The 22,870-nt window shown below is 62.2% G+C and carries 21 protein-coding genes and 2 tRNA genes; 11 read left to right on the top strand and 12 right to left on the bottom strand.

Features of this window, described 5'->3' with window-relative positions; all coding sequences use genetic code 11:
• Positions 1-41: 41 nt before the first annotated feature.
• From C0Z16_RS21610 to C0Z16_RS21595, 4 genes are all read right to left on the bottom strand, one after another.
• Positions 42-560, bottom strand: coding sequence for a hypothetical protein (locus tag C0Z16_RS21610; protein WP_102634123.1), 519 nt, complete (start codon positions 558-560; stop codon positions 42-44).
• A 226-nt stretch (positions 561-786) separates the two neighbouring features.
• Positions 787-2,073, bottom strand: a complete 1,287-nt coding sequence (locus C0Z16_RS21605; RefSeq protein WP_102634122.1) for a tyrosine-type recombinase/integrase — start codon at positions 2,071-2,073, stop codon at positions 787-789.
• 164 nt (positions 2,074-2,237) lie between these two features.
• A tRNA-Leu gene (locus C0Z16_RS21600) sits at positions 2,238-2,324 on the bottom strand.
• Between the two features lie 253 nt (positions 2,325-2,577).
• Positions 2,578-2,664, bottom strand: a tRNA-Leu gene (locus C0Z16_RS21595).
• Between the two features lie 304 nt (positions 2,665-2,968).
• On the opposite strand from C0Z16_RS21595, the gene rnr reads away from it, so the two are divergent.
• The 3 genes from rnr (at position 2,969) to rpiA (ending at position 7,150) form a co-directional block, all read left to right on the top strand.
• Positions 2,969-5,470, top strand: a complete 2,502-nt coding sequence (gene rnr / locus C0Z16_RS21590) for a ribonuclease R (RefSeq protein ID WP_102634121.1) — start codon at positions 2,969-2,971, stop codon at positions 5,468-5,470.
• A gap of 179 nt (positions 5,471-5,649) precedes the next feature.
• Positions 5,650-6,393 carry a 23S rRNA (guanosine(2251)-2'-O)-methyltransferase RlmB gene (rlmB, locus tag C0Z16_RS21585; RefSeq protein ID WP_102634120.1) on the top strand — a complete coding sequence of 248 codons (744 nt, stop codon included), beginning with the start codon at positions 5,650-5,652 and terminating at the stop codon, positions 6,391-6,393.
• 61 nt (positions 6,394-6,454) lie between these two features.
• Complete coding sequence (rpiA, locus tag C0Z16_RS21580; protein WP_102634119.1) at positions 6,455-7,150, top strand: ribose-5-phosphate isomerase RpiA; 696 nt, start codon at positions 6,455-6,457, stop codon at positions 7,148-7,150.
• Positions 7,151-7,266: 116 nt separating this feature from the next.
• On the opposite strand, the gene C0Z16_RS21575 is transcribed toward rpiA, so the two are convergent.
• Positions 7,267-7,566 (bottom strand): glycosyltransferase, encoded by a 300-nt coding sequence (locus C0Z16_RS21575; RefSeq protein WP_244201299.1) that lies wholly within the window; start codon positions 7,564-7,566, stop codon positions 7,267-7,269.
• Between the two features lie 273 nt (positions 7,567-7,839).
• Between C0Z16_RS21575 and C0Z16_RS21570 the strand changes: the two genes are divergently transcribed.
• Complete coding sequence (locus tag C0Z16_RS21570; protein WP_102634118.1) at positions 7,840-9,057, top strand: glycosyltransferase family 4 protein; 1,218 nt, start codon at positions 7,840-7,842, stop codon at positions 9,055-9,057.
• A 248-nt stretch (positions 9,058-9,305) separates the two neighbouring features.
• Positions 9,306-9,728: a helix-turn-helix domain-containing protein gene (locus C0Z16_RS21560; protein WP_102634117.1), complete on the top strand. Its 423-nt coding sequence runs from the start codon at positions 9,306-9,308 to the stop codon at positions 9,726-9,728.
• Between the two features lie 372 nt (positions 9,729-10,100).
• On the opposite strand, the gene C0Z16_RS21555 is transcribed toward C0Z16_RS21560, so the two are convergent.
• From C0Z16_RS21555 to C0Z16_RS21545, 3 genes are read right to left on the bottom strand one after another with little or no spacing between them, the layout of a single operon-like run.
• On the bottom strand, positions 10,101-11,033 hold the full coding sequence (locus tag C0Z16_RS21555; RefSeq protein ID WP_102634116.1) for a glycosyltransferase family 2 protein: 933 nt from the start codon (positions 11,031-11,033) through the stop codon (positions 10,101-10,103).
• 23 nt (positions 11,034-11,056) lie between these two features.
• Entirely contained in the window at positions 11,057-12,478 is a 1,422-nt protein-coding gene (locus C0Z16_RS21550; protein WP_102634115.1) for an undecaprenyl-phosphate glucose phosphotransferase, read from the bottom strand.
• 36 nt (positions 12,479-12,514) lie between these two features.
• A complete protein-coding gene (locus C0Z16_RS21545) occupies positions 12,515-13,249 on the bottom strand; it encodes a Crp/Fnr family transcriptional regulator (protein WP_006048767.1) in 735 nt (244 codons plus the stop codon).
• On the opposite strand from C0Z16_RS21545, the gene C0Z16_RS21540 reads away from it, so the two are divergent.
• The gene (locus C0Z16_RS21540) at positions 13,248-13,478 is read left to right on the top strand and encodes a hypothetical protein (protein ID WP_102634114.1); all 231 of its coding nucleotides are present in this window, start codon (positions 13,248-13,250) and stop codon (positions 13,476-13,478) included. The two genes, C0Z16_RS21545 and C0Z16_RS21540, sit on opposite strands and share 2 nt — an antisense overlap.
• Positions 13,479-13,875: 397 nt before the next feature.
• On the opposite strand, the gene C0Z16_RS21535 is transcribed toward C0Z16_RS21540, so the two are convergent.
• Positions 13,876-14,082, bottom strand: coding sequence for a hypothetical protein (locus C0Z16_RS21535; RefSeq protein WP_102634113.1), 207 nt, complete (start codon positions 14,080-14,082; stop codon positions 13,876-13,878).
• A gap of 1,786 nt (positions 14,083-15,868) precedes the next feature.
• Between C0Z16_RS21535 and C0Z16_RS21520 the strand changes: the two genes are divergently transcribed.
• The 5 genes from C0Z16_RS21520 (at position 15,869) to lepB (ending at position 19,944) form a co-directional block, all read left to right on the top strand.
• Entirely contained in the window at positions 15,869-16,402 is a 534-nt protein-coding gene (locus tag C0Z16_RS21520; protein ID WP_102634148.1) for a GNAT family N-acetyltransferase, read from the top strand.
• An 82-nt stretch (positions 16,403-16,484) separates the two neighbouring features.
• Positions 16,485-16,823, top strand: a complete 339-nt coding sequence (locus C0Z16_RS38850; RefSeq protein WP_244201298.1) for a hypothetical protein — start codon at positions 16,485-16,487, stop codon at positions 16,821-16,823.
• Positions 16,824-17,118: 295 nt separating this feature from the next.
• The gene (locus C0Z16_RS21510; RefSeq protein ID WP_102634110.1) at positions 17,119-17,853 is read left to right on the top strand and encodes a FadR/GntR family transcriptional regulator; all 735 of its coding nucleotides are present in this window, start codon (positions 17,119-17,121) and stop codon (positions 17,851-17,853) included.
• A gap of 240 nt (positions 17,854-18,093) precedes the next feature.
• The gene (locus tag C0Z16_RS21505; RefSeq protein ID WP_102634109.1) at positions 18,094-19,080 is read left to right on the top strand and encodes a Gfo/Idh/MocA family protein; all 987 of its coding nucleotides are present in this window, start codon (positions 18,094-18,096) and stop codon (positions 19,078-19,080) included.
• A gap of 165 nt (positions 19,081-19,245) precedes the next feature.
• Positions 19,246-19,944: a signal peptidase I gene (gene lepB, locus C0Z16_RS21500; RefSeq protein ID WP_102634108.1), complete on the top strand. Its 699-nt coding sequence runs from the start codon at positions 19,246-19,248 to the stop codon at positions 19,942-19,944.
• Between the two features lie 63 nt (positions 19,945-20,007).
• Here lepB and C0Z16_RS21495 read toward each other — a convergent pair whose 3' ends face one another.
• The 3 genes from C0Z16_RS21495 to C0Z16_RS21485 all read right to left on the bottom strand — a co-directional run bounded on the left by C0Z16_RS21495 (position 20,008) and on the right by C0Z16_RS21485 (position 22,740).
• A complete protein-coding gene (locus tag C0Z16_RS21495; RefSeq protein WP_102634107.1) occupies positions 20,008-20,667 on the bottom strand; it encodes an amino acid ABC transporter permease in 660 nt (219 codons plus the stop codon).
• A gap of 111 nt (positions 20,668-20,778) precedes the next feature.
• Positions 20,779-21,573 (bottom strand): cystine ABC transporter substrate-binding protein, encoded by a 795-nt coding sequence (locus C0Z16_RS21490; protein ID WP_102634106.1) that lies wholly within the window; start codon positions 21,571-21,573, stop codon positions 20,779-20,781.
• Positions 21,574-21,717: 144 nt separating this feature from the next.
• Positions 21,718-22,740, bottom strand: a complete 1,023-nt coding sequence (locus C0Z16_RS21485; protein WP_102634105.1) for a quinone-dependent dihydroorotate dehydrogenase — start codon at positions 22,738-22,740, stop codon at positions 21,718-21,720.
• Positions 22,741-22,870 lie beyond the last annotated feature (130 nt).

Below are 22,870 nucleotides of genomic sequence, written 5' to 3'. Positions count from 1 at the left end.
CTGCATAGGATCGAGTAAGCTGGGTGGGTGAATATTTGACGCTACCCCAGCCGGCCATGGCGTTCAAGCATTCGCATCAGGACTCTGTTCGCCTGCGTGAAATTCTCCCGCTGATCGCGAAGCTGGTAAGCCCATTTGGCACCATGGAATAGATTGTTGCGCAGTCTCCAAATGATCATCAGCAGGCACAGAACCTTGTCGCGTGGGTCGTCATTCGCGCCCTCAAGCACAGTCTGAACGAGGTCGGGATGGTCGGAGGGGCGAAGGTTCAGATAAGGGAAGCGATGGGTCGGGGCGCCATCGGCGAAGTAACGGTTCCGAAAGTAAGCAAGCTCCGCCTCGTAGAGATCAGCTTCAAGCGTACCGTCCGCCGCCCAGGCGTCGGCTCGCTCCCGGATGCGGTCGGCACGGGCGAAATTGTCCATGACCTGTGCTTCGAAGAGGGTCCAAAGAAAGGCGAACTCGAACATGGCGCGGCGATCAGGGTCGGGAAGATCCCGAAAGCCGGGCGCGTGCGCTTCCAGCCACAGCTCGCTCGTGCTCTGTTCTTTGTCGTTCATGGCTCAGTCGTGTCCCATTCTGCGTTTGGCAATCAATCTCCGAGAAGTCGCTCAGCGTGTCACGGTTGAAGTGTGCTACACGGCGACACCTGCCCGCTGCACATTGTCCCGCATTACTGGCTGCATAGATCGTCGACATGCGGCGGCCCGTGCACGCTATAGACGTAGCTCCCGCCGTTGCCATCGGACCCGGTGAATAACGTTGAAGCAACGAACCGCGGTTTCATCAGGCTGCGATTTCGTCGTTGTCGAGCGTTTGCGAAGGCGTAGAGGTCGATTGCACGGGTATCCTGTTGACCCGTTGGGCAAATGACTGCTGCTTGGCGGGGTGCATATCGGCCTTCAGCGCATCAAGGTAGTCGGCGTACCACTGGACCATCGCGCGACGTTGCGCCAGATACCTGGCGTGGTTGTAGTCGCCGGCAATGCCTTCCTCAAGATGGGCCAGCTGAGTTTCGACGTGATCCTTTACCCAACCGTGCTCGCGAAGGAGGGTACTCGCCGTATGGCGTATTCCGTGACCGACCATGCGGCCCTTGTAGCCAATCTTCGAAAACACGAGGTTGATAGTGTTCTCGCTGATGACCTCGTGCTTCGTCCCGATTCCTGGGAAAACGTACTGGTGACGGCCTGTCAGCTTTTTGAGCTCCCCGAGCGCATTGACCAGTTGCGACGGGAGGGGCGTGACGTGGCTGCGGCGCATCTTCATTTTTTCGGCCGAGATCGTCCACAGCGCGCCGTCGAGATCAACCTCGGTCCATTCGGCATAGCGGACCATACCGGGACGGCTCGCCGTCCAGATCGTCATCCAAGCCGCGACGTAGGCGATGAGGCGACTCGTTGATTTCTCGAGCGCACGCAGGAAATCGGGCAGTTCCGGTTCGAGGAGGTGGGGATAGGGTCTTGCTTTTCGGGCGGGTTTCGCAATGACCTTGAGCTCGGATGCCGGATTGAACTCGCACTGGCCGCGTGCGATGGCCTGACTGAAGATTTCGCGCAGCCAGCCGCGGGCCTTCTTCGATACATTGAGGGCGTCGCGCTTTTCGAACCGCGCCTGGACGCGGGCGCAGTCTGCGCGTGTGATGTTCACCAGCTTGATGGAGCCGAGCTCGACCAGAATGTCCTTGTCCAGGTATGTTCGGATCTTGTCGAGCGTCGAGGCGGATCGGCCCGCATCCTGTTTGCTCTTGTACCAGAGCTCAGCGGCTACCCTGAACGTGCCATCGTCGCTGGTGTCCGCCCGCTGGCGCTCGATCCGTCGCTTCGCGCGAGGGTCGGCGCCGTCGGCGACGAGCGTCCGGTATGTCGCGGCCTGCTGCCTTGCTTTCTGAAGCGTAACGTCGGGGAAGCGTCCTAACGAGATGCGCGGTTGCTTGCCGTGCAGGCGATAGCGGAAATGCCAGAACTTGCTGCCCTCCGGGGTTACCCAGAGGACGAGACCGTCGCCATCGGCGATACCGTAGGGCTTCGGCCGGGGCCGGGCTGCTTCGACTTCTCGGACAGTGAGGGGCATGGTGAGTACATTGTGTGATCTCGAACTTTCAATGTACTCAAAAACGCACTCATCTGCACGTGGCTTGCCGTGTTCCGGCTTGGACGGCAATAAACAAAAAACCCCGCAAATTCAACAATTTACGGGGTCTTCTGGACTTCTCTGTACTACGCTAAACAGCCTTGTGGTGCCCAGGAGAGGACTCGAACCTCCACGGTGTTGCCACCGCTAGGACCTGAACCTAGTGCGTCTACCAATTCCGCCACCTGGGCACGTCTTCAAGCTAGACCGCTATTTTAGCGGGCTGATGCAGTGTGTCAATCCCCACTGCACAACAAACTCGGTCTTTGGTCCGCCGGTAGGGCGTTGCAGACCTTCACAACGCCAACCGCCAGACAAGCCTTCCCGCCGACCCTGCAACCAACGCCGACGAACGGCAATCGGACCGCATGACCTCAGGCAAAGAACGCCTCACACAAAAACTAAAGCCGCCCAATGCAACATGGCGGCTTTAGTTTTGAATCTTGGTGCCCAAGAGAGGACTCGAACCTCCACAGTGTTGCCACCGCTAGGACCTGAACCTAGTGCGTCTACCAATTTCGCCACCTGGGCAGGTGATGAACAGCAAAGACCGCCATTATAGCGACAGAATGATGTCTGTCAAGCGTTTCTCAAAACTTGCTTAAACGACGTGCCGGGGCGCCGCCACAGGCTTCCCGGCGACTATTGACAGCCCGCGTGGCGCGCGAGACGGGTGTTAGAATGCCTCGCAGTAGTTCGTTGGCACGGTGCACAAGTCCGTCGGACTCAGCCTTGAACGAGCCGGACCCGAGACAGTCTTTCAGTGCAACAGCAAGCGCCGTTCAGGCGCCACGCAAACGCTTCTTAAGCCGAGCCACATCGCCGACCGACGTCCATGCAACGAGAAAAAATCATCGACAAGCCCTTGAGCAAATTTCCGTATCCGATTCCGAGCCGCGAAGAAATCCTGGGTGTCTTGCGTACGAGCGAAGCGCCGCTCGCCGCGAACGAGATCGCCGAAGCCCTGTCGATCAAGCGCCAGGAGCGCGAAGGATTTTTCAAGCGCCTGGGCGCCATGGAGCGCGACGGCCAGATCCGGCTCGATCAGCGCAATCTCTATCAGCTGACTCATCCGTCGAACTTCGTCGCGGGCCGCGTGCAGGGTCATCGCGACGGTTACGGCTTCCTGATCCGCGACGACGGCCAGGACGACCTGTTCCTGCCCACCGGCGAGATGCAGAAGGTCATGCACAACGACCGCGTGCTCGCGCGCATCGTCGGCTATGACCGGCGCGGGCGGCCGGAAGGGCATATCGTCGAAGTGACGGACCGCGCCAACAAGCGCGTGATCGGACGCCTGCTGAATGAGAACGGCGCGCTGATCGTCGCGCCCGAAGACAAGCGCATCGGTCACGACATCCTGATCCAGCAGAACACCAAGAAGGCCAAGGTCGGCCAGGTGGTGGTGGTCGAACTGACTGATTTTCCGAGCCGTCATTCGCAGCCGCTTGGCCGCGTGGCGGAAGTGCTGGGCGATATCGACGACCCTGGCATGGAAATCGAAATCGCGGTGCGCAAGTACGGCGTGCCGCACGAGTTCAGCCAGAGCGCGCTCGATGAAGCCGCGAAACTTCCCGACGAGGTTCGTCCGGCGGACGCACGGCATCGTATCGATCTGCGCGATGTGCCGCTGGTTACGATCGACGGCGAAGACGCGCGCGACTTCGACGACGCGGTGTATTGCGAGCCCGTCAAGGTGGGCCGCGGCGAGGGCTTTCGCCTGATCGTCGCGATCGCGGACGTCTCGCATTACGTGTATCCGAAGAGCGGGCTCGATGCCGACGCGACCGAACGCAGCACCTCGGTCTATTTCCCGCGCCGCGTGATTCCGATGCTGCCGGAGAAGCTGTCGAACGGCTTGTGCTCGCTGAATCCGAACGTCGACCGTTGCGTACTGGTGTGCGACATGATCGTCACCGCGCGCGGCGAAGTGAAGGCATATCAGTTCTATCCTGGCGTGATGCATTCGGCCGCGCGTCTGACTTACACCGAAGTCGCCGCGGTGCTGAAGAACACCAAGGGTCCGGAAGCCGCGCGCCGCGCCGCGCTGCTGCCGCAATTGCAGAACCTCTACGGCGTCTACAAGTCGCTATTCGCCGCACGTCAGAAACGCGGCGCGATCGACTTCGACACGACCGAGACCTATATCGTCTGCAATGCGCAGGGCAAGATCGAACAGATCGTGCCGCGCACGCGCAACGACGCGCACAAGCTGATCGAGGAATGCATGCTGGCCGCGAACGTGTGCGCCGCCGACTTCCTCAAGCGCAACAAGCATCCCGGTCTGTTCCGCGTGCATGCCGGTCCGACCGCGGAAAAGCTCGAGAATTTGCGTACGTTCCTGCGCGGCATGGGCCTCACGCTCGGCGGCGGCGACAAGCCGCATGCAAGCGATTACGCCGCGCTGATGGCGCAAATCCGCGACCGGCCCGACGCGCAGATGCTGCAAACCATGCTGCTGCGCTCGATGCAACAGGCCGTCTATAGCCCGGACAACATCGGCCACTTCGGACTCGCATATGAGGCGTACGCGCATTTCACGAGCCCGATCCGCCGTTATCCCGATCTGCTCACGCACCGCGCGATCTACGCGATCCTGCAGGGCCGCAAGTATCAGCCGGAGGCGGCGCAAGGCGTCGAGCTGAATACGGCGCTGTCACCGCGCGCTCGCGCCATGCAACAGGCCGATGAAGAGAAACGCGGCCGCTCGCGCTCGAACGACGTGGCGATCTGGGAAGAACTCGGTCTGCATTGCTCGGCCAACGAGCGTCGCGCCGACGAAGCATCGCGCGATGTCGAAGCGTGGCTCAAGTGCTACTTCATGCGCGACAAACTTGGTGAAGAGTATGGCGGCATGGTGAACGGCGTGACGTCGTTCGGCATTTTCGTGCAGCTGGATTCGCTCTTCATCGAAGGCCTCGTGCACGTCACCGAACTGGGCTCTGACTACTTCCAGTACGACGAGATCAAGAACGAACTGCGCGGCGAGCGCACCGGCATTCGCTACCGGCTGTCGGATCGCGTGCGCGTGCAGGTGAGCCGCGTCGATCTCGACGCGCGCAAGATCGACTTCCGCCTCGTGCGCGACACACCGATCAAGCCGCATCCGGTTCGTGGCATAGCGGCGGCCGACAAGTCATCGGGTGAAAACGGCGGCGCGCGCGTGCGCGCCTTGCCGCCGGTGGAAGGCGGCGCGCCGGCGCCGGGCGCGCGTCGCAAGAAGGCGGCACCCGCGCAAACCGTCGCTGTCAAGGAAGCACGCGCCGCGCGCGCTGCGAAGAAGCATGGCGCGGCGGTCAAACCGGCACCCAAGCCGACGGCGCGCAAGAAGCGCTGAAGCGGCCTCGCAGCTTGAACCGCGCGCAGCGGGTACGTTCATACGTGCCGGTTGCGCGCGGTGTTCGTTTGGTCCGCGCTTAACGCCGGCTTCATACGCTGGTCCGGTCGCAGACAGGCACACGTATTCATCACAGCAGCGCGCTTCGATGTCGCGCTCAATCAAAGGTTGTATCAGTCATGGCACGTTTCAAGGTTTTATACGGTTTCCACGCAGTCACCGCGCGTATTCGACATGATGCGTCGACCGTCGAAGATGTCTATTACGACGCGACGCGCAAGGACCGTCGGATGACCGAGTTCCTGCACGCGGCGAAGGAAGCCGGCGTGCGTCTGATCGCCGCCGACGAAACGCGTCTGTGGGGGCTTGCACACACCGAGCGTCACCAGGGCGTGGTGGCGCGTGCGGGCGACATGCCGCTCGCGCAGAATCTGGCCGAATTGCTCGACGGCATCAACGGCTCGCCGCTTCTTCTCGTGCTGGACGGCGTAACCGATCCGCACAATCTGGGCGCCTGCCTGCGCGTTGCCGATGCCGCCGGCGCGCACGCGGTGATCGCGCCGCGCGACCGCGCGGTCGGCCTGAACGCAACGGCCGCGAAGGTCGCGAGCGGCGCCGCCGACACCGTGCCGTACATCACCGTGACGAACCTGGCGCGTGCGCTGCGCGAATTGAAGGACGCGGGCGTGTGGGTCGTCGGCACGGCTGGCGAGGCCACCAAAAGCCTCTATGACACGGAGCTCGACGGCCCCGTTGCGCTCGTGATGGGGGCCGAAGGCGAGGGCATGCGCCGCCTCACGCGCGAGACCTGCGACGTCGTCATGCAGATTCCGATGGCCGGCACAGTGGAAAGTCTGAACGTGTCGGTAGCAAGCGGCGTGTGTCTGTTCGAGGCGGTCCGGCAGCGGGCGGTGAAGAAGTAGCTCCGGCGGTTCGTGACCTCCACTCCGGTAAACTAGCGCTTTTTACTGCTCGCCCGCTCTCATGACTCAAGACGAACTCAAGCAACTGGTCGGCCAGGCCGCCGCCGACTATGTCCACGCCAACGTGCCCGAAGGCTCGGTGATCGGCGTGGGCACCGGCTCCACCGCGAACTGTTTTATCGACGCGCTGGCCGCCAACAAGGCGCGCTATCGCGGCGCGGTGTCGAGTTCGCTCGCCACCACCGCGCGCCTGCAGTCGCACGGCTTCAAGGTGCTCGATCTGAACGAAATCGATTTGCTGCCCGTGTATGTCGACGGCGCCGATGAAATCGACCACAGCGGCGCGATGATCAAGGGCGGCGGCGGCGCGCTGACGCGCGAGAAGATCGTCGCGTCGGTGTCGGACGTGTTCGTTTGCATCGCGGACGCGAGCAAGGTCGTCGACACGCTCGGCAACTTCCCGCTACCGATCGAAGTGGTGCCGATGGCGCGCACCGCAATCGGCCGTCGCGTGACCGCGCTCGGCGGTGTGCCGATCGTGCGGGTCACGAAAGAGGGCGTGCCGTTCATCACCGACAACGGCAACGAAATCATCGACGTAAAAGGTCTGCGCATTAGCGATCCGCGCACGCTGGAAACGCACATCAATGCGTGGCCGGGCGTGGTGACCGTTGGGCTCTTCGCCGGCCGCGGCGCGAATCTGTGCCTGCTCGGCACGGACGCCGGCGTGCAAACCATCGAGTACCGCAAGGACTGAACGACGCGCGAGCCCGTGTCAAGCGGGCTCGCGCGCAGGCATTGCAGCCATCGCGGCCAACGCTTCAGCTAGTCGCTGAGTGTTAGCCCGGCCATCGGATCAGTGCATTGATGCTGTCAGCGCATCCATCCTTCGCGGCAAATGCCTGATCCGCTGAAAACTCCGCTTGCGTCGAGATGCGCTTGTTGCGCAAACGCAGGCGCCCCCGCGGCGGCCGCGATCACCGGACCGCCCGCCGCCATACCCTCCACGATCACGCGTCCGAAAGGCTCGGGTTCGGTCGACGTCTGCAAGATCAGATCCATCGCTTCGATCCACGCGGACACGTCGTCCTGAAAGCCCACGAAGTGCACGCGATCCGTGTGCTCACGAACCGCACGGTCCGTTCCGTACGCGCCTAGAAGCGCTCGGCGCACACATGCAAGTCATTAACGCGGATCGATCCGCGCCGGCTTGGCGAGCGGCAATGCGTCGGTGAGCGGGGAAGCGTCGATCGCACGGCGCATAGGAAGGGGAAGTGATCTCGTCTTGCGCATTCGCAAGAGGCGAATGGCGAATGGCGAATGGCGACGATTAATTATTCGCGTACTGTCGCGCGGCGAATGTGGGCACGCGCACGCACAGCAAACGATGCGCCACCTACACTCGTTGCTAAGCCCAGCAGGCGTTTACTCACAGGTACGAAGACCATGAAAGTCGCGATCGTGCATGACTGGCTGGTCGCACCAGGTGGCGCGGAGAAGGTACTCGAGCAGATTATCGAGTGCTTCCCCGACGCGGATCATTTCAGCCTCGTCGACTTTCTCGAAGATCGCAGGCCGTTACGCGGCAAGCCTGTCATCACCTCCTTCATTCAACGCCTGCCCTTCGCGCGGCGCCGTTATCGCGCCTATTTGCCTTTGCTGTCGCTTGCGGTCGGGCAGTTCGATCTGGCCGGCTACGATCTGGTCATCACGAGTTCTTATGCAGTGGCGAAGGGCGTGCTCGTTGGCCCCGATCAAACGCATGTGAGTTATGTGCATTCGACAATGCGTTACGCGTGGGACCTGCAGCATCAGTATCTGTGCGAAGCCGGATTGACTCGTCGGCCGAAGTCCTGGTTCGCGCGTGTGCTGCTGCACTATCTACGCGGCTCGGATTCCCATTCGATGAATAGTGTCGACTGCCTGATCGCCAACTCGCAATTCGTTGCGCGATGTGTGATGAAGACGCACCGGCGCAACGCGGCCGTGATTCCGCCTCCCGTCGACGTTAAGGAATTCGAACTGTGCGCGCACAAGGAAGAATTCTATCTGACGGCCTCGCGGTTGGCGCCGTACGAGCGCATCGACTTGATCGTCGAAGCCTTTAGCGCAACGCCGCGTCGCAAGCTGATAGTGATCGGCGATGGACCGGAGATGGCCGCGATTCGCGCAAAGGCCGCGCCGAATGTGACGATACTCGGCTATCAGCCGTTCGAGGTTCTCAAAGATCACTTGCAGCGTGCGAAGGCTTTCGTATTCGCCGCCGAAGAAGACTTCGGCACCGTGGTGCTCGAAGCGCAAGCATGTGGCACGCCGGTGATCGCGTTCGGCAAGGGCGGGGCGCTTGAAACGGTGGTGCCCGTCGGCGATGCGCATCCGACCGGCGTTTACTTCGGACAACAAACTGTTGTGTCGATGCTCGACGCAATCGACCGCTTCGAGCGTCAACGCGAACGGATCACGCCGGCCGCATGTCGCGCGAACGCGGAGCGCTTCTCGGCGGCCGTATTTCGTCGTGCGTTCATGGCTGAGATTACGCGCACGATCGCAGCGGAGGGCTTGCGCGGCAAGCTGGAGGGGGGCGAACGCATCGAGCCCCAGGTGGTGGCGAAGGACATCAGGTGGCCCGCCGAACCGGCGCAGGAGAGTAGTTGGGGACGCTGAGCCGCGGGTTTGCGCGAGCTTCGGAAGCATCAGACGTTCAAACAGACCGCTCGGGCTATGCCATCCGACCGGCTATCGGGGACGATTCGTTGCGTTGGGTATGGGCTCCTCTGCATGCGCGCACTGCACATGCTCGACGCGGATCATCTCAAAGAAAGCGTTGTTTACTACAACAGGCAGTCGTTATTCGTTTGTCACGTCATGACGCATGCGGAGCACGACCTTTGGACGAGGAAGAATTAAAACTCATGAATGCCGATCGCCTTCCGGGATCATTTCCCGACATCGCTCAAAGCTGGGCTGCGTTGCAGGCCCAGTTGCCCATCACTCCGATTCGCGACGAGCACGACTATCAGACGATGGTCCGGCTCGCCAACGCGCTTGCCGATCATCTGAACGGCAAGGAAGACGATCCGCTTACCGATCTTTTCGCGATCGTGTCGGATCTGGTCAGGAACTGGGAGGCGCACAACGTGACGATTCCAGCAGCGGAGCCGCGTGAGGTATTGCGGCATCTGCTGGAAACGCACGGCCTCAAGCAGAAGGACCTGATTGGAATCGCATCGCCGACCGTCGTGAGCGATATCCTGGCCGGTCGCCGCGCGATCAGCAAGAAGGTTGCCAAGGCGCTCGCCGTGCGTTTTCAGACAGACGTCAGCGCGTTTTTATAAGACCTCCGCGGAGCAGCGTAGGCCTTAAACGATTTATTGCGCTGTCTTCGGCCGCGTCGTTCCGTCCACGCTGCGCTGGTGGCTTTTGAGCTGCCGGCGTCATTGGCTGCTGCATCCCAATCGCCATCGTCCGAACCTTTCCATTGCGCGGCGGCAATAGGCGTCAATAGAAAAGGGCTGCGCCTTCATATGGCGCAGCCCTTGATTCACCGCCGTTAGGAACGCACTCAGTCCGGCTTGCGAGTATGACCCGGATCGGCGGTCGTATACGGGTACGCATAAGCGTAGTAACGCGTACTTTTTATTGCGGCTATTGAGCAGCGCAGCATTCATTACGCCGCCCACCGCGCGCGCGAGCGCGGCACAGTTTCTTCAGCGCACTGCTTCCTGCCATGCCCCGCGCATGGCGCGTAAACCCACTCGCCATTTACGAAGTGCAAGCGCCACGCCGCCGTGCTCGGATGCCCGCGATAAGGCGCGCAGAAATCCCGGGTCCGCGTTGTCGCCGATCAGCGTCGAGTAAACGACGAACGCCCATCGACCGGGCGGCGTCAGGTGTTCGCACATGATGAGTCGGAGATTGAACGACGCGTTATAGAAAGCCGTGTCGTTGAATGTGAAGCGCGGGTCCTCGTCGCTGCGTCGAGCGGGGAAGTGCTCGACCACAAGCGCCGGGTCATAGATGAGCGTCCAGCCGCGCCCCTGCACGTCGAGACTGAAAGCCATTTCGCAGTGAACCTGCGCGCCGCTGCCGCGCAGGCGCGCGTCGAAGCGCAGCCTGCCGATCGCCTTGCGGCGAAACGCCATGTTCACGCCCTTCAGTACCTGGACTTCGCGCGCTCGTCCATGACCGATGTGATGATTGCCGATCGTGCGGCCATACCAGCGTACTAGCCCGACGCGGGGCTTTCGCCCCTGCAGGATGCCGTGGCGTTCATGCACGATGTCGCGGCCGCCGAGACCTCCCAATGACGGATCGCTCTCGAATGCGCGGGCGATCCGAGCGACCCAGTCCGGATGCGGAGCGGCGTCGTCGTCGGTGAAACAGAGCACGTCGCCGCATGCGCTTTCGATGCCGAGGTTGTAGGCGGCCACCACGCCCGGCTTGTGCACGAGCACGACGTAGCGGCGCGGATCGGGCCGGTTCGCCTCGCGCGTGCGCAGCCAGTCGAGCGTCGCATGATCGTCATGACGTGCGACCACGATGACCTCGTCGGGCCTGCGCTCCTGTGCTTCAAGCGCGGCGAGGCAACGCGCGAGATCGGCAGTGCGCCGGTACGTCGGCACGATCACGGAGACTTTCACGAGCGGTTCCCGTCACGGCATGCTCAGAACGCGTTGCGGCTGACAAAGCCCTTGAAGATCGTGATGAACACGATCTTCATGTCGAACCAGAACGACCAGTTATGGATATAGAAGAGATCGAACTTCACGCGCGCCTCCATCTTTTCCACCTTGCGGGTGGCGCCGCGATAGCCGTTTACCTGGGCCCATCCGGTAATGCCCGGTTTGATGCGATAGCGGTGCATGTAACCGTATACCTGGTCCTTGTACAGATCGTCGTGTTCGATCGCATGCGGACGCGGGCCGACCACCGACATCTGACCGAGCAGCACGTTGAGAAATTGCGGCAGCTCGTCGAGGCTCGTACGGCGCATGAAGCCGCCGAGCTTCGTCACGCGTGCGTCGTTGCGCGATGCCTGCGTGAGCTGCCCATGCGCTTCGTGATGCACGGTCATCGAACGAAACTTGTAGATCGAGAACGGCTCCCCGTCGGCGCCCTTGCGGGTCTGGCGAAAGAACACCGGTCCGGGTGAAGTGAGCTTGATGCCAGCCGCGAGCACCAGAAACACCGGCGCAAGCGTGAGCAGCGCGGCGGCAGCGAACAGGCGGTCGAAGATCAGCTTCGGCCACATCTGCGGCGACGAGAACGGCGTCGCGCTCAGATTCAGTGTGGGCAAACCGACGACGTCGACCAGCGAGTGATTGAAAAGCGAGAGGCTGCGTACATCGGGAATAAAGCGCAGATTCACGAAGTCGTTCCTGAACATGCGCTGAAAGCGATAGATCGTAGGTTCTTCTGATAACGGCAACGCGAGCCAGACTTCGTTCACGTGCTCGTCCCGCACTTTGGCGGCGAACGCGTCCAGATCGGTCAGCACCGGCAGTCCATTCAGCCGCGCGCCGTGAGTCGCGCCATAAGCTCCGGCCCCTTCAATGCTCGTATCGATGCCGGCATCAATGCTGTTATCGAACACGCAGACCGGTTTGAAACCCGCTTGCGGCGCATGTTCGAGATGGGCGAGCAGCGTGCGCGAAAAGCCGCGTGCACCGACAATCGCAACCGTGCGGAAATTCATGCCGCGGCGGCGCAAGTTGCGCAAAGCCACGTGCACCGCGCATTTGGTCGCGATGATCAGCACGCCGGAAATCAGTGTGGAATAAGCGAACCACAGCCGCGATACGAAGTCCATGCGATGCAGCGTGAACGCTAGCAACAACGCGGTCGCGACCACCGCCAGCCACGCTGCGGCGACTCTCGCCAGCATGGAGGTCAAAGCCTTGCCGCGCCACGTTTCGTAGACACCGAAGCCGGGAAACATCAACAGCATCAGCACGCAGTTGAACGCGATCAGCAGACGTTCGGTGTCCGGCAATGCGACGGATGTCGAAAAGCGCATCCAGTGAGCGAGCAGGCCTCCCGCAACCACGAAAAGTGCGTCGAGACATCGCGCAGTATTCCTGAACATAAATGACTCTGCGAGGTGGTCGAATCGTGCGTTGCCTTATTCGACAGTCTCGGCTTGGCGTAGGCGTGGCAGAAGGCGGTCGAACTCGCGCTTGACGAGGCCGTAGCATTCGCACGCGCGCGCTTCGAGTCCCTTGCGGTCGAGCACCTTGATGTGCCCGCGGCTATGATGGATCAGACCTTCGTCATGCAGTTTGCCGGCCGCTTCGGTAATGCCTTCGCGGCGCACGCCGAGCATGTCGGCGATCAGTTGCTGCGTCACCGTCAGGTCATTCGATGCAACGCGGTCCACTTCGATCAGAAGCCACCGGCACAGCTGCTTGTTCAGTGCGTGATGGCGGTTGCACGCCGCGGTTTGCGCGACTTGCGTGAGAAGAGCGTGCATATAGAGCAGCATCAGGCGGCGCAGAAAGTCGGAGCGTGCGAATTGCTGCTTGAGGGCCTGGGCGCTCATGCGGTACGCGAAGCCAGCGCATTGAACCTGCACGCGGTTCGGCATGGTTTCGCCGCCCGTGAGCACCGGCACGCCGGTCATGCCTTCGCGGCCGACCGCGGCGATTTCTACGGAGCTGCCGTCTTCCATCGTCGACAGCATCGAAATGATCGCGGTCGTCGGAAAGTACACGTGATGGATACGTTGGCCGGAGTCGCACAACAGCTGCTCAGTGCGCAGATGAACCAGTTCGAGGTGGGGAGCAAGCGCTTGCCATTCGTGGGACGGCAATGCGCCGAGCAAATGGTTACCGTGCAGATCTGATTGAAGTGTCAACATGATCGGTCCTCGCGTGAAGCCGCGCGTCGCGCGTCTTCCTGTTTTTGATCCGACGCCTGCATCCTTTGGCGAATCATGCGCTGCGTTGCAAGCAGCGGAGGATGAACAGGATCGGCCCCGTATTGGCCTGATGCGCCGCCGCCGTTCTGGTTTCTTCCCCTACGGCGCCGCGGTGTTGCGTTCTCCTATTAGCGAGGACTGTGCCAACCATAGCGAAAAGCCGGACTGATGCGCCGCAGCGACGACGCTCTAGCGAATCCGCCTGCCTGTGTGGGGCTTTTTGTTTCAATTCTGTACATCGGCCTTTCGATCGGGCCGCGTTCCGAACGCTGTTTTTATACGGGCCAAGTGCTTGATCCGATTGAGTTCGCGGCGGCTAGCCGGGGTGTTGCGCAAGCGCTGCCAGGGTTGACCCGGCCTGCGCGAGCGCCTTTTGGCGCGGTGTCCGCGATGTGCCGGAATTGATTCAGATGTGTTCAACGCACTGCCTTCGGTGCGATACGGTTCATCGTTTCTGGATTTCAGGAGTCGCAAAAAAACCGACAGTGATTGCACGGCGCAGACAGGCCCTTTGGCGCGTGCGGGGTTTTACGCGAGTTGCGATGGCTCGCTCAAGCAGGACGGCTTTATCCGTAGAACGCGGCGCAGGCCGCATTGAGCGCGCGGACCCGGCGGGCGCGCGTCGCATGCGTTCCGTAAGCTTTAAAGCCGACGTTCGATGCAAGCGCAACCAGAGGCACGATGCACCGGCGGTTCAGTGCGAAATGAAAGCGGTCGTGCGGCACGCGGTAGTGCGACTCAATAATATGAACGAAGCGCGCGAAGCGCTTCACTCGAGGACCCGTTGCCAGCCGTTGCCGGCGCGCGGCCGTATCGGACCGAAGAACGGGCCGAGGCACGCGGCTGCGCTAATACGCTGCATACTACGGCGCCCATTCGACCGCGCGGCTCGCCACCGCAACGTTGAAGCAGCCGTCGCCCAGACAGACCCGTTCCAGTTGCACCGCGGTGTTTTGGCGGGCTCATTGATCAGGTGGATATCGAGGCCGTTGAGGCCTTCCTCGGTGATCGACACCTGTGTATGGGTTCGAGTGCGCGCGGGGGGCCGTGGAGGGCGCTTTCAGGCCGTCCTGTGGCATCGATCACGCGCAGGCGACCTGACGCTGCCGGACGAGTGCGCCGCCGCAGCTGACGGCGAGTTGCAGGCATACGGTAGATCTGACCTTTGCGGGCGACAATCTCAGACAACTGTTCGGTAAATACCGGTTGCGCGCGCATCGAAGGCGACAGTCCGAACATCGCGGTTTGCTGCTCGCCTCGCTGCCGCCGCACAACACCGGGAGCGAAGCGAAACGGCGCGTGGCACGCGGACGCTGCCGGTCAGCGCGTGTACACGTCCGTCCATTGCAGGAACGAAACGTGGGCGCCGCAATTGAATGACGCACCGCATGCCGCCGCATCATGTGGATGAACGAAATGTAGCGTTAGCGAAACAATGCCGTCGTCGCGATGGATCCGGCTCATGACGTCGACGTGATCGATCGCATGAATGCGTCGCTCAGCAATTCGACTGGGCGCCATGGGCTAACCGCTTGCACACAGGGACACCAGCCCCGCATGTGACCCAGCAGCGCGCTGCGCACCGTGCTCAAAATCGGCAGCGATACGAGTCGTCGGCGCCATGGCGCGCGCGAGCGTTTTGCCGCCAACGCTGGCGTCAAAGAGCGAGAGCTTCCTGCTACTCGCGCTCGCCCTGACGCGGCGGCGATTCCGTTGCGCGCGCCATCGCGCTTTGCGATGAAATCGCGCTTACGCTGCCGTCAGCGGATAATGCGGCGCGCCGCAGCAACTGGGATGCGCATGACGTGTACTGCGCCAACGGTGTCAGCGACGAACTCGTGCGCCGTCTCCCGCGCGTTGTGCAATCGCCGCCAGCGCTTCCATGCGCTCGATGCCATGCGCGACGCTCGCTTCCGTATCTCGTATCGCCCCACAGTAGCGCGCGCACGTCATTGGGCCACGCCTTCACGTCGAGCCGATGATGACGAATAGCGCGAGCGTGATGCGCTCCACGCCGAAACCGATATTCGCCATCTTCGAAGTCCATGCGGCGCACGGCTAGATGAAGGCGAAGTACTTCGGAATGCTAATTTATACTCGCTGCGTGATCGCGACGTTCAGGCGGTCCGCGGAGTCCTCGAAAACATGGCTGCGGCCATATCGCCCGTTGTCGCCGGTATCAGATCACAAGCCCCGTAGCCAGCAACTCATCGCGCAAGCTCGGCGCGGCCGGTTCATCGGTAGCGACAGCGAGCGCGGCGGTGTCGCTCATCGTCTTCATCAGGCTCTCGCGGCAGCGGCGGGCCGCTGCATGAGCGGCAGGCTCGTGGTGTTCTTTTCGGTGCGGTCATTGTTGATCATTGACGGCGCGGATGATCTGTCCGGTTGCCTCGTATTTAAGAATCCTTAAAGTCCGGCGTCGGTGCGATGCCGCACGGAAACGCGCGTATCGCGGCCTTAACGTGTAGCCAGCAAAACGGGCCGGCGTATCGAGCACGGCCCATGAGGGCGGCATGCGGTGCCGTTCTCGTTGAACTTCATCGACCGCTGGGGAACGTGATGAACTGGAAAACGCTGGAATTCGAGCAGCTTTCTGCACGGGAGCTGTATCTGATCTTGCGGGCCCGCAGCGCCGTGTTCGTTGTCGAACAGTCGCATGTCTGTCTCGACGCCGACGGCCGCGACGAAAGCTCGCTACACGTCTTCGCCGTCGAGGACATGGCGCGCCCCATGCCGATCCTCGCGTACGCTCGCATACAGCCCGGCGATGCTGAAGATCCCGAGATCACGATCGACAAGGTATTGACGAGCCCGCTGCGGCGTGGCGACGGCACTGCGGAAATGCTGGTGGAGCGCGTGCTGCAAGCCATCGCCGAGCGTTGGCCGGGACACGCGGCGCGTGTGAGCGCGCCGCTCAGCTTGCGCGAGTTCTACGAGCAATTCGGTTTCCGTAAGACGGAAGGGCCGTATCTCGAACATGGCGTGCCGTTCATCGGTCTGACGCGGCAGATGCGCGGCTCACAGCCGCTCCTTGCCGTGCGGCGCGGCGAGCGTGACCGCGCCGCGCTCGTCAACACGTTCGAGATGCTGTGATGGAGTGCATGCTGATCACGCCGTCGGTTAACGTCGCCGTCAACTTGACGCGTGCCTGCGCCAATGCATCGGCGATTATACGGTGAAGACAGCGGCGGCTCACAACTTTGGCATTGTGATCGTCTACACGACGCTGCGCGAACAGCGCGGGCACCTCGCACGGATCAGCTTGCAATGGCATGCGGTGTTCGAAAGTTGCGAGGGCAACCGTATTCCCCACGACGTCGAGAACAGCGACGCGTGGTGGTTGCACTTCATCGCGCACAAGCCCGCTTCGACGAACCCGGCTTGCGTCATGCGCTCCGTGCGCTTCGCGAGCGCGTCGATGCCACATTTCACAGCACTTGCAAGCGTGCCTCCGGCCACCGTCGTCACCGAGGGCCCGCAGCCGGGTCCGGCTCTTGCGGCAAATCATGGTTAGCTCGGCACTGTTTCCGTTCAGACAAATTGGCTTGCAACGTGCGTCTTCGCACGATGCAAAGTTAGCGGCGAGGGCATGCTTGAGACGCAAGCTTATGGTCCGACGAAGCGTGTCGCGTTACAGAGAAGAAACAGTTCTTCAGAGGGATAACCCTGTCAGGAAGTGTCCCAACTGGCGTAACGGTTGTGAAGCTAGCAACGTATCGTGGATTAGCACCCACGCGACGATAAAACACACAAAAGAACGATTTATCAACAGGCTACGCGGGGGCGAACACCGCTTCGGGGAGAGGGTCATGGAACAGGCAAACAAGGATCGATCACTCGTCAGCAAGGTGATGGACGGGTTGGTCACGGGCATCGTCGAGGAGAAGTACGGCGCGATACTGCCACCACAGGACGTGCTGTCGAAAGAGTTCGACGTCAGCCGCACCGTCATGCGCGAAGCGCTGTCGATGCTGCTCGCGCGCGACATGCTCGACGTGCGTCCCAAGATCGGCACGCGCATCCGGCCGATGAGCGATTGGCGCATGATCGACGAGGACGTGGTGAACTGGCGCTTTCGTGCGAAGCCCGATCCGCTATTCCTGCGCGACGTGATCGAATTTCGCATCCTGATCGAGCCGCGTGCGTCGGCGCAGGCCGCGTCGCGCGGCAGCGCGGCGGACATCGCTGCTGTTCGCGATGCGTTCGAGGCGTTTCGCGTGATCCGTCCGGGCGAGCCGGGTTATCAGGAAGCCGACGAACTGTTCCATACGCGTATCGTCGTCGCGAGCGGCAATCAGTTCTTCAAGCAGATGGCGGCGATCATTCGCGGAGCGCTGTCGACCGCGAATCCGATTGTCAACGCGAGGGAAGGCGCCTGGGAAGCGGCGGTGAACTCGCATCGGCGTGTGGTCGAAGCGATCGAGCGGCACGACCCGAAAGAAGCCGAACTCGCGTCGATGGCGATGATCGACTATAGCTCCGAGGAAATCGCCGGTACCTTCGCTTCCGCGCCGCCGGTCCCGCCAGCACCCACGCGCGGATAAGACGTAGACGAAGCCCAGAGAAAGCGCGGCTTCTGGCGCTGCTGTAAGCGGTACTACAGCAGCGCATGGACCTCCTTCTGTTTGTCTCCCGTTCGTCCTTTTTCGAAAAGCGCGCACGACGTGCGGCGTTCGCTCGTGCCGGCACGCGTGGGCGGCATGCGCGACAATAGCGGCTGCTCTTAACCGCATGGACGCCAGCTAATCGTGACAAATGCCGTGACAAACGCCATAGGGCACCCAATGCAAGCAATCCCATCGGACGGCGCGATCCGTTGGGGAATCGTCGGCACGGGCCGCATTGCCCGCCGTTTCGCTCAAGGTCTCGCGCATGTGCCGCAGGCGCGCGTCGCCGCGGTGTGGTCGCGCCGCGCGGAGCCGGCCCAGGCTTTCGCCGATGAGTTCGGCGGCCAACTCTGCGCAAGCTTCGACGCGCTGCTCGCAAGCGGGATCGACGCGCTCTATATCGCCACGGTCCAGGACAGCCATGCCGATTACGCGGTCGCCGCATTGCGCGCCGGTCTGCACGTGCTGTGCGAAAAACCCGCCGCCATCAACGAGCGGCAACTCGAACGCGTGATCGACGCCGCGCGCGCCGCGCAACGGCTCTTCATGGAAGCGATGAAGCCACCGTTTTATCCGCTGTACAGAAAGTTGCGCGCGCATCTAAGCGACGATCCGATCGGCGAAGTCGGACTCGTGCGGGCCGGTTGCTCAGTGCCGGGCGTGCCGGACGATCACCCGTCGCTGTCGTTCGAGCATGCGGGCGGCGCGCTGCTCGATATCGGCATCTACGAGATGTTTCTCGCCGTCGACTGGCTCGGCGCGCCGCGTAAAGTGCAAACGCTCGGGCGGCTCGGTTCGACTGGCGTCGATACGTTTGCGAGCCTGAACAGTCAGCACGAGCGCGGCATCGCGCAGCTTTTTTGCGGGCTCGACCTGCACGGCAAGGGCGACGCGCTGCTGATGGCCACAGGCGGCCACGTGACGATTCACGAACCGTGGTGGAACCCGTCGCGCGCGACCATCCGTTACGCCGATGGCCGCATGGTCGAGCTTGACGAGCCGTTTGAAGGCGGCGGCCTCAACTACGAGACCGCGCATTTCTGCGAGCTGATCCGCGCGGGGCAGATTGAAAGTCCACTGATGCCGCACAGCAAGTCGTTGCAGATGATCGCGATGGCTGACGCCGCGCGCGCGGCGTTAGGCCTGAAGTTCGCGGGGGAGTGACGGCGGGGCGAAAGTGGCGCAGCGGCGCTCGGGACCGCAACGGGCAACAACGATAGCAACCGCTAAAACAGCCCATCCTCGGTGGTACGATTTGCACCGGCATGCGGCGAAGAAAACGCCGTCATGTCCGATGCTTTCGAACACCTTCCAACGGAGCCGCCTGCCATGCGCATGCTTGCCAAACTATGGCGCGATAACAAGAGCCTCGTCGCGTTTCTCTTTCTAATGGTGCTGTTTCGCAGCGCGGTGGCCGACTGGAACGTCGTGCCGAGCGGCTCGATGTTGCCGACCATTCGCGAAGGCGACCGGATTTTCGTCGACAAGATGGCCTACGATCTGCGCCTGCCGCTCACGCATATCGCGATCGCGCATCTGCATGATCCGCAGCGTGGCGATATTGTGACGATCGATTCGTCGGCGGCGCACGAGCTGATCGTCAAGCGGCTGATCGGCTTGCCGGGCGATACGGTCGCGATGCACGATAACGTGTTGTATGTGAATGGCGTGCGTGCCGATTATCAGCCGCTCACGGTCAAACCGCTGCCGGGCGATGCCGCATCGCCGGGCGATTATCTGACCGAGCGTTTCGACGACGTTGTGCATACCGTGCGCCTCACGCCCGAAGCGCCGAGCCCGCGCGATTCGTTCGGGCCGGTGACGGTGCCGCCGGGCGAGTATCTGATGCTGGGCGACAATCGCGACAACAGTGCCGACTCCCGTTATTTCGGCTTCTTTCCGCGCAAGGAATTGATGGGGCGCACACGTCACGTCGCGTACTCGCTCGATCCGGACCGCTACTACGCGCCGCGTTTCGAGCGTTTCGGCGCGCCGCTGGACCAGGCCGCGCCATTCGCGAGCCGCTAGGCGGTGCGCGCGTTCGGCTCTCAGTGGTCAGTTGCTCAGTGCCTGATGGTCAGTGTCTGATGTTCAGTGTCTGGACGGCAACGCGAGGCGCCGTTCATACCAGCGCTGCAGAAGTTCGAGCACCTGGCACAGCACCCAGTAGACGGCCGCTGCTGCGAGATAAAGCGGCAGTGGCTGATAAGTCGACGCAATGATTTCCTGCGCGCTGCGCAGCAACTCCGTCACGGTAATCACCGAGACCAGGGAGGTATCCTTGATCAGGCTGATCAAGCTGTTCGACAAACTCGGCACGGCAATGCGCAAGGCTTGCGGCGCGATCACGTAACGCAGCGTCTGGCGCCGCGAGAGTCCGAGACTGTAGGCGGCCAGCCATTGTCCGTGGTGGATGCCGAGGATCGCGCCGCGCATGCTTTCCGAGAGATACGCGGCCACGTTCGCCGACAAGGCGATCACGCCCGCCGGCGTCGGGTCGAGCGAAATGCCGAAGCTCGGCAGCCCGTAATAGATCACGAAGATCTGCACGAGCAGCGGCGTGCCGCGCATCACGCTTACGTAGATGCGAGCGATCCAGTTCAATATGCGGCTGTGGCTCACACCCATCAACGCGAGCATGGCGCCCGCGATCAGGCCGAAGAACATCGACAGAACTGCGAACTTGACCGTCAGGACGGCGCCCTGCGCGAGCACAGGAAGCGATTGAACGAGCAGGGAAGTGGTGGACATGAGCGGTGCTCGGGTTGGCGCGCAAAGCGCACATGATCTATGTGGACGCGTGCCGCAAAATGCGTAGGGCGGCATCCCGACGATGCCGCCCTTCGTTTCATCCGAAGCCGGTTACCTGATCGGCTTGCTGACGTCGATGCCGAACCACTTGTCCGAAATCTTCGCAAACGTGCCGTCTGCTTCGAGCTCGGTCATTGCTTCGTCGATCGCCTTGGCGAACTTCGGGTTGTTCTTGCGGAAGGGAATGCCCGACGGGTTGCCCGCGCCGACATTCGCGCCGGTGCGCAGCGGCAACTGCGAGTTCTTCAACAGATACGCGAGCATCAGACGGTCGTTGAGCGCCGCGTCAAGACGGCCAGCCGCCAGATCGCGCAGGTATTCAGGCGCGCCCGGATACGTCTTGACGTCGATGCCCGGCACCGACTTCGCCATGTCCATGTAGTTCGTGCCGAGCCCGACGCCGAGCTTCTTGCCCTTCAGATCGTCGAGCGATTTGAACTGGCGCGTGTCATCCTTACGCTGGATCAACTGCGCGGCGGAGTACGTATAGGCCGGCGAGAAATCGAGCACCTGCTTGCGCGCATCCGTGATGCCGACCTGGTTGACGATCACGTCGAACTTGCCGGCCTGCAGGCCCGCAATGATGCCGCTCCATTCGGTCGTGACGAATTCCGGCTTCGCGCCGAGCTTCGCCGCCACCGCTTTGGCGATGTCGACGTCATAGCCGACCAGTTCGCCCGACGGCGCTTTTGAATTGAACGGAGGGAAGGTGCCTTCCAGGCCGATGCGCAGCGTGCCGCGCTGCTTGACCTGATCCAGCAGGTCGTTGGCGTGTGCCGTGACAGCGGTGAACGAAGCGCCGATCAGAGCGGCGACGAAAACTTTTTTCAACAACCCGAGTTGCATTGCGTTCCTTTTTGTTCGTATGGCGTTTTAGCGGGCGGAAGCTTAACAAAGCAGACGGCCGAACGCTAAATACCGTTGTTCATGCCTGTATTACCGGGCCGCCGCGAGGCCAGGCCCGAACAGCGCTGAGACCGCGCCACGCGGCTAACGAAGCGCCTGCACGCATTCGCCGATGAGCGCAGGTCCCCGATAGATGAAGCCGGTATAGAGCTGAACCAGCGATGCACCGGCGGCCAGCTTCGCGCGGGCATCGTCGCCGGAAAAAATCCCGCCGACGCCGATGATCGGCACCGTCTCGCCGACTTCGGCGCGCAGTTTGCGGATCACTTCGTTCGACGCGTCGAACACCGGCTTGCCAGACAGGCCGCCGGCTTCGTCGCCGTATTGCATGCCTGCGACGGCCGTGCGCGAGAGCGTGGTATTGGTCGCGATCACGCCTTCGAAACGGTGGCGCAACAGCGTGTCGGCGATCGACTTGATCTGCTCGTCGTCGAGGTCGGGTGCGATCTTCAACGCGAGCGGTACGAGTTTGCCGTGCATGTCGGCGAGACGCAGCTGCTTGTCCTTGAGCGCCGCGAGCAGCGCGTCGAGTTCGTCCGCGCCTTGCAACTGGCGCAGGTTCTTCGTATTCGGCGACGAGATGTTGACTGTCACATAGCTCGCGAACGGATACACGCGTTCGAGGCAATAGAGATAGTCTTCGGCGGCGCGTTCGATCGGCGTGTCGGCGTTCTTGCCGATGTTCAGGCCAAGCACCCCGCGATAGCGCGCGGCCTGCACGTTCTTCACGAACTGATCGACGCCGGCATTGTTGAAGCCCATGCGGTTGATCACCGCATTCGCCTGCGGCAGACGGAACATGCGCGGCCGCGGATTGCCGGGCTGCGCGCGCGGCGTGACGGTGCCCACTTCGATGAAGCCGAAGCCGAGCGCGGCCAGACCGTCAATAGAGGCGCCGTCTTTATCGAGCCCCGCGGCGAGCCCCACCGGGTTACGGAACGTTAGCCCCATCACCGTGCGCGGCGCGTCCGGCACGCGCGCGGCGAGCGCGCCGGCAAGACCGGTTCGGCCCGCGGCGCCAAGCACACGCAAGGTCAGGTGATGAGCGTCTTCCGCATCCATGCGAAAGAGTTGGGCGCGTACAAGCGGATAGAGGGAACTGAACACGGGACGAAGCCGGGCGGCCGGAAAATGGGAACCCGCTATTTTACCGGCTTTGCGCTTTTAATGAGGCCCGGCAGGAGCCGGGCGGGTGCGTGACCGTCAGGGCAACCGGTCAGGGCCGCAGCGGCCCGCG

This window comes from Paraburkholderia rhynchosiae (genome assembly GCF_002879865.1).
Taxonomy (GTDB): Bacteria; Pseudomonadota; Gammaproteobacteria; order Burkholderiales; family Burkholderiaceae; genus Paraburkholderia; species Paraburkholderia rhynchosiae.
The sequence above is the reverse complement of the archived record's forward strand: the minus strand, read 5'-3'. Positions and strand labels throughout refer to the sequence as shown.

What these genes read in the sequence shown, in the direction of transcription:
- C0Z16_RS21610 (WP_102634123.1), bottom strand. Translation starts at nt 560, where the DNA reads ATGAACGACAAAGAACAGAGCACGAGCGAGCTGTGGCTGGAAGCGCAC.
- C0Z16_RS21605 (WP_102634122.1), bottom strand. Translation starts at nt 2,073, where the DNA reads ATGCCCCTCACTGTCCGAGAAGTCGAAGCAGCCCGGCCCCGGCCGAAG.
- rnr (WP_102634121.1), top strand. Translation starts at nt 2,969, where the DNA reads ATGCAACGAGAAAAAATCATCGACAAGCCCTTGAGCAAATTTCCGTAT.
- rlmB (WP_102634120.1), top strand. Translation starts at nt 5,650, where the DNA reads ATGGCACGTTTCAAGGTTTTATACGGTTTCCACGCAGTCACCGCGCGT.
- rpiA (WP_102634119.1), top strand. Translation starts at nt 6,455, where the DNA reads ATGACTCAAGACGAACTCAAGCAACTGGTCGGCCAGGCCGCCGCCGAC.
- C0Z16_RS21570 (WP_102634118.1), top strand. Translation starts at nt 7,840, where the DNA reads ATGAAAGTCGCGATCGTGCATGACTGGCTGGTCGCACCAGGTGGCGCG.
- C0Z16_RS21560 (WP_102634117.1), top strand. Translation starts at nt 9,306, where the DNA reads ATGAATGCCGATCGCCTTCCGGGATCATTTCCCGACATCGCTCAAAGC.
- C0Z16_RS21550 (WP_102634115.1), bottom strand. Translation starts at nt 12,478, where the DNA reads ATGTTCAGGAATACTGCGCGATGTCTCGACGCACTTTTCGTGGTTGCG.
- C0Z16_RS21540 (WP_102634114.1), top strand. Translation starts at nt 13,248, where the DNA reads ATGATCGGTCCTCGCGTGAAGCCGCGCGTCGCGCGTCTTCCTGTTTTT.
- C0Z16_RS21545 (WP_006048767.1), bottom strand. Translation starts at nt 13,249, where the DNA reads ATGTTGACACTTCAATCAGATCTGCACGGTAACCATTTGCTCGGCGCA.
- C0Z16_RS21520 (WP_102634148.1), top strand. Translation starts at nt 15,869, where the DNA reads ATGAACTGGAAAACGCTGGAATTCGAGCAGCTTTCTGCACGGGAGCTG.
- C0Z16_RS21510 (WP_102634110.1), top strand. Translation starts at nt 17,119, where the DNA reads ATGGAACAGGCAAACAAGGATCGATCACTCGTCAGCAAGGTGATGGAC.
- C0Z16_RS21505 (WP_102634109.1), top strand. Translation starts at nt 18,094, where the DNA reads ATGCAAGCAATCCCATCGGACGGCGCGATCCGTTGGGGAATCGTCGGC.
- lepB (WP_102634108.1), top strand. Translation starts at nt 19,246, where the DNA reads ATGCGCATGCTTGCCAAACTATGGCGCGATAACAAGAGCCTCGTCGCG.
- C0Z16_RS21495 (WP_102634107.1), bottom strand. Translation starts at nt 20,667, where the DNA reads ATGTCCACCACTTCCCTGCTCGTTCAATCGCTTCCTGTGCTCGCGCAG.
- C0Z16_RS21490 (WP_102634106.1), bottom strand. Translation starts at nt 21,573, where the DNA reads ATGCAACTCGGGTTGTTGAAAAAAGTTTTCGTCGCCGCTCTGATCGGC.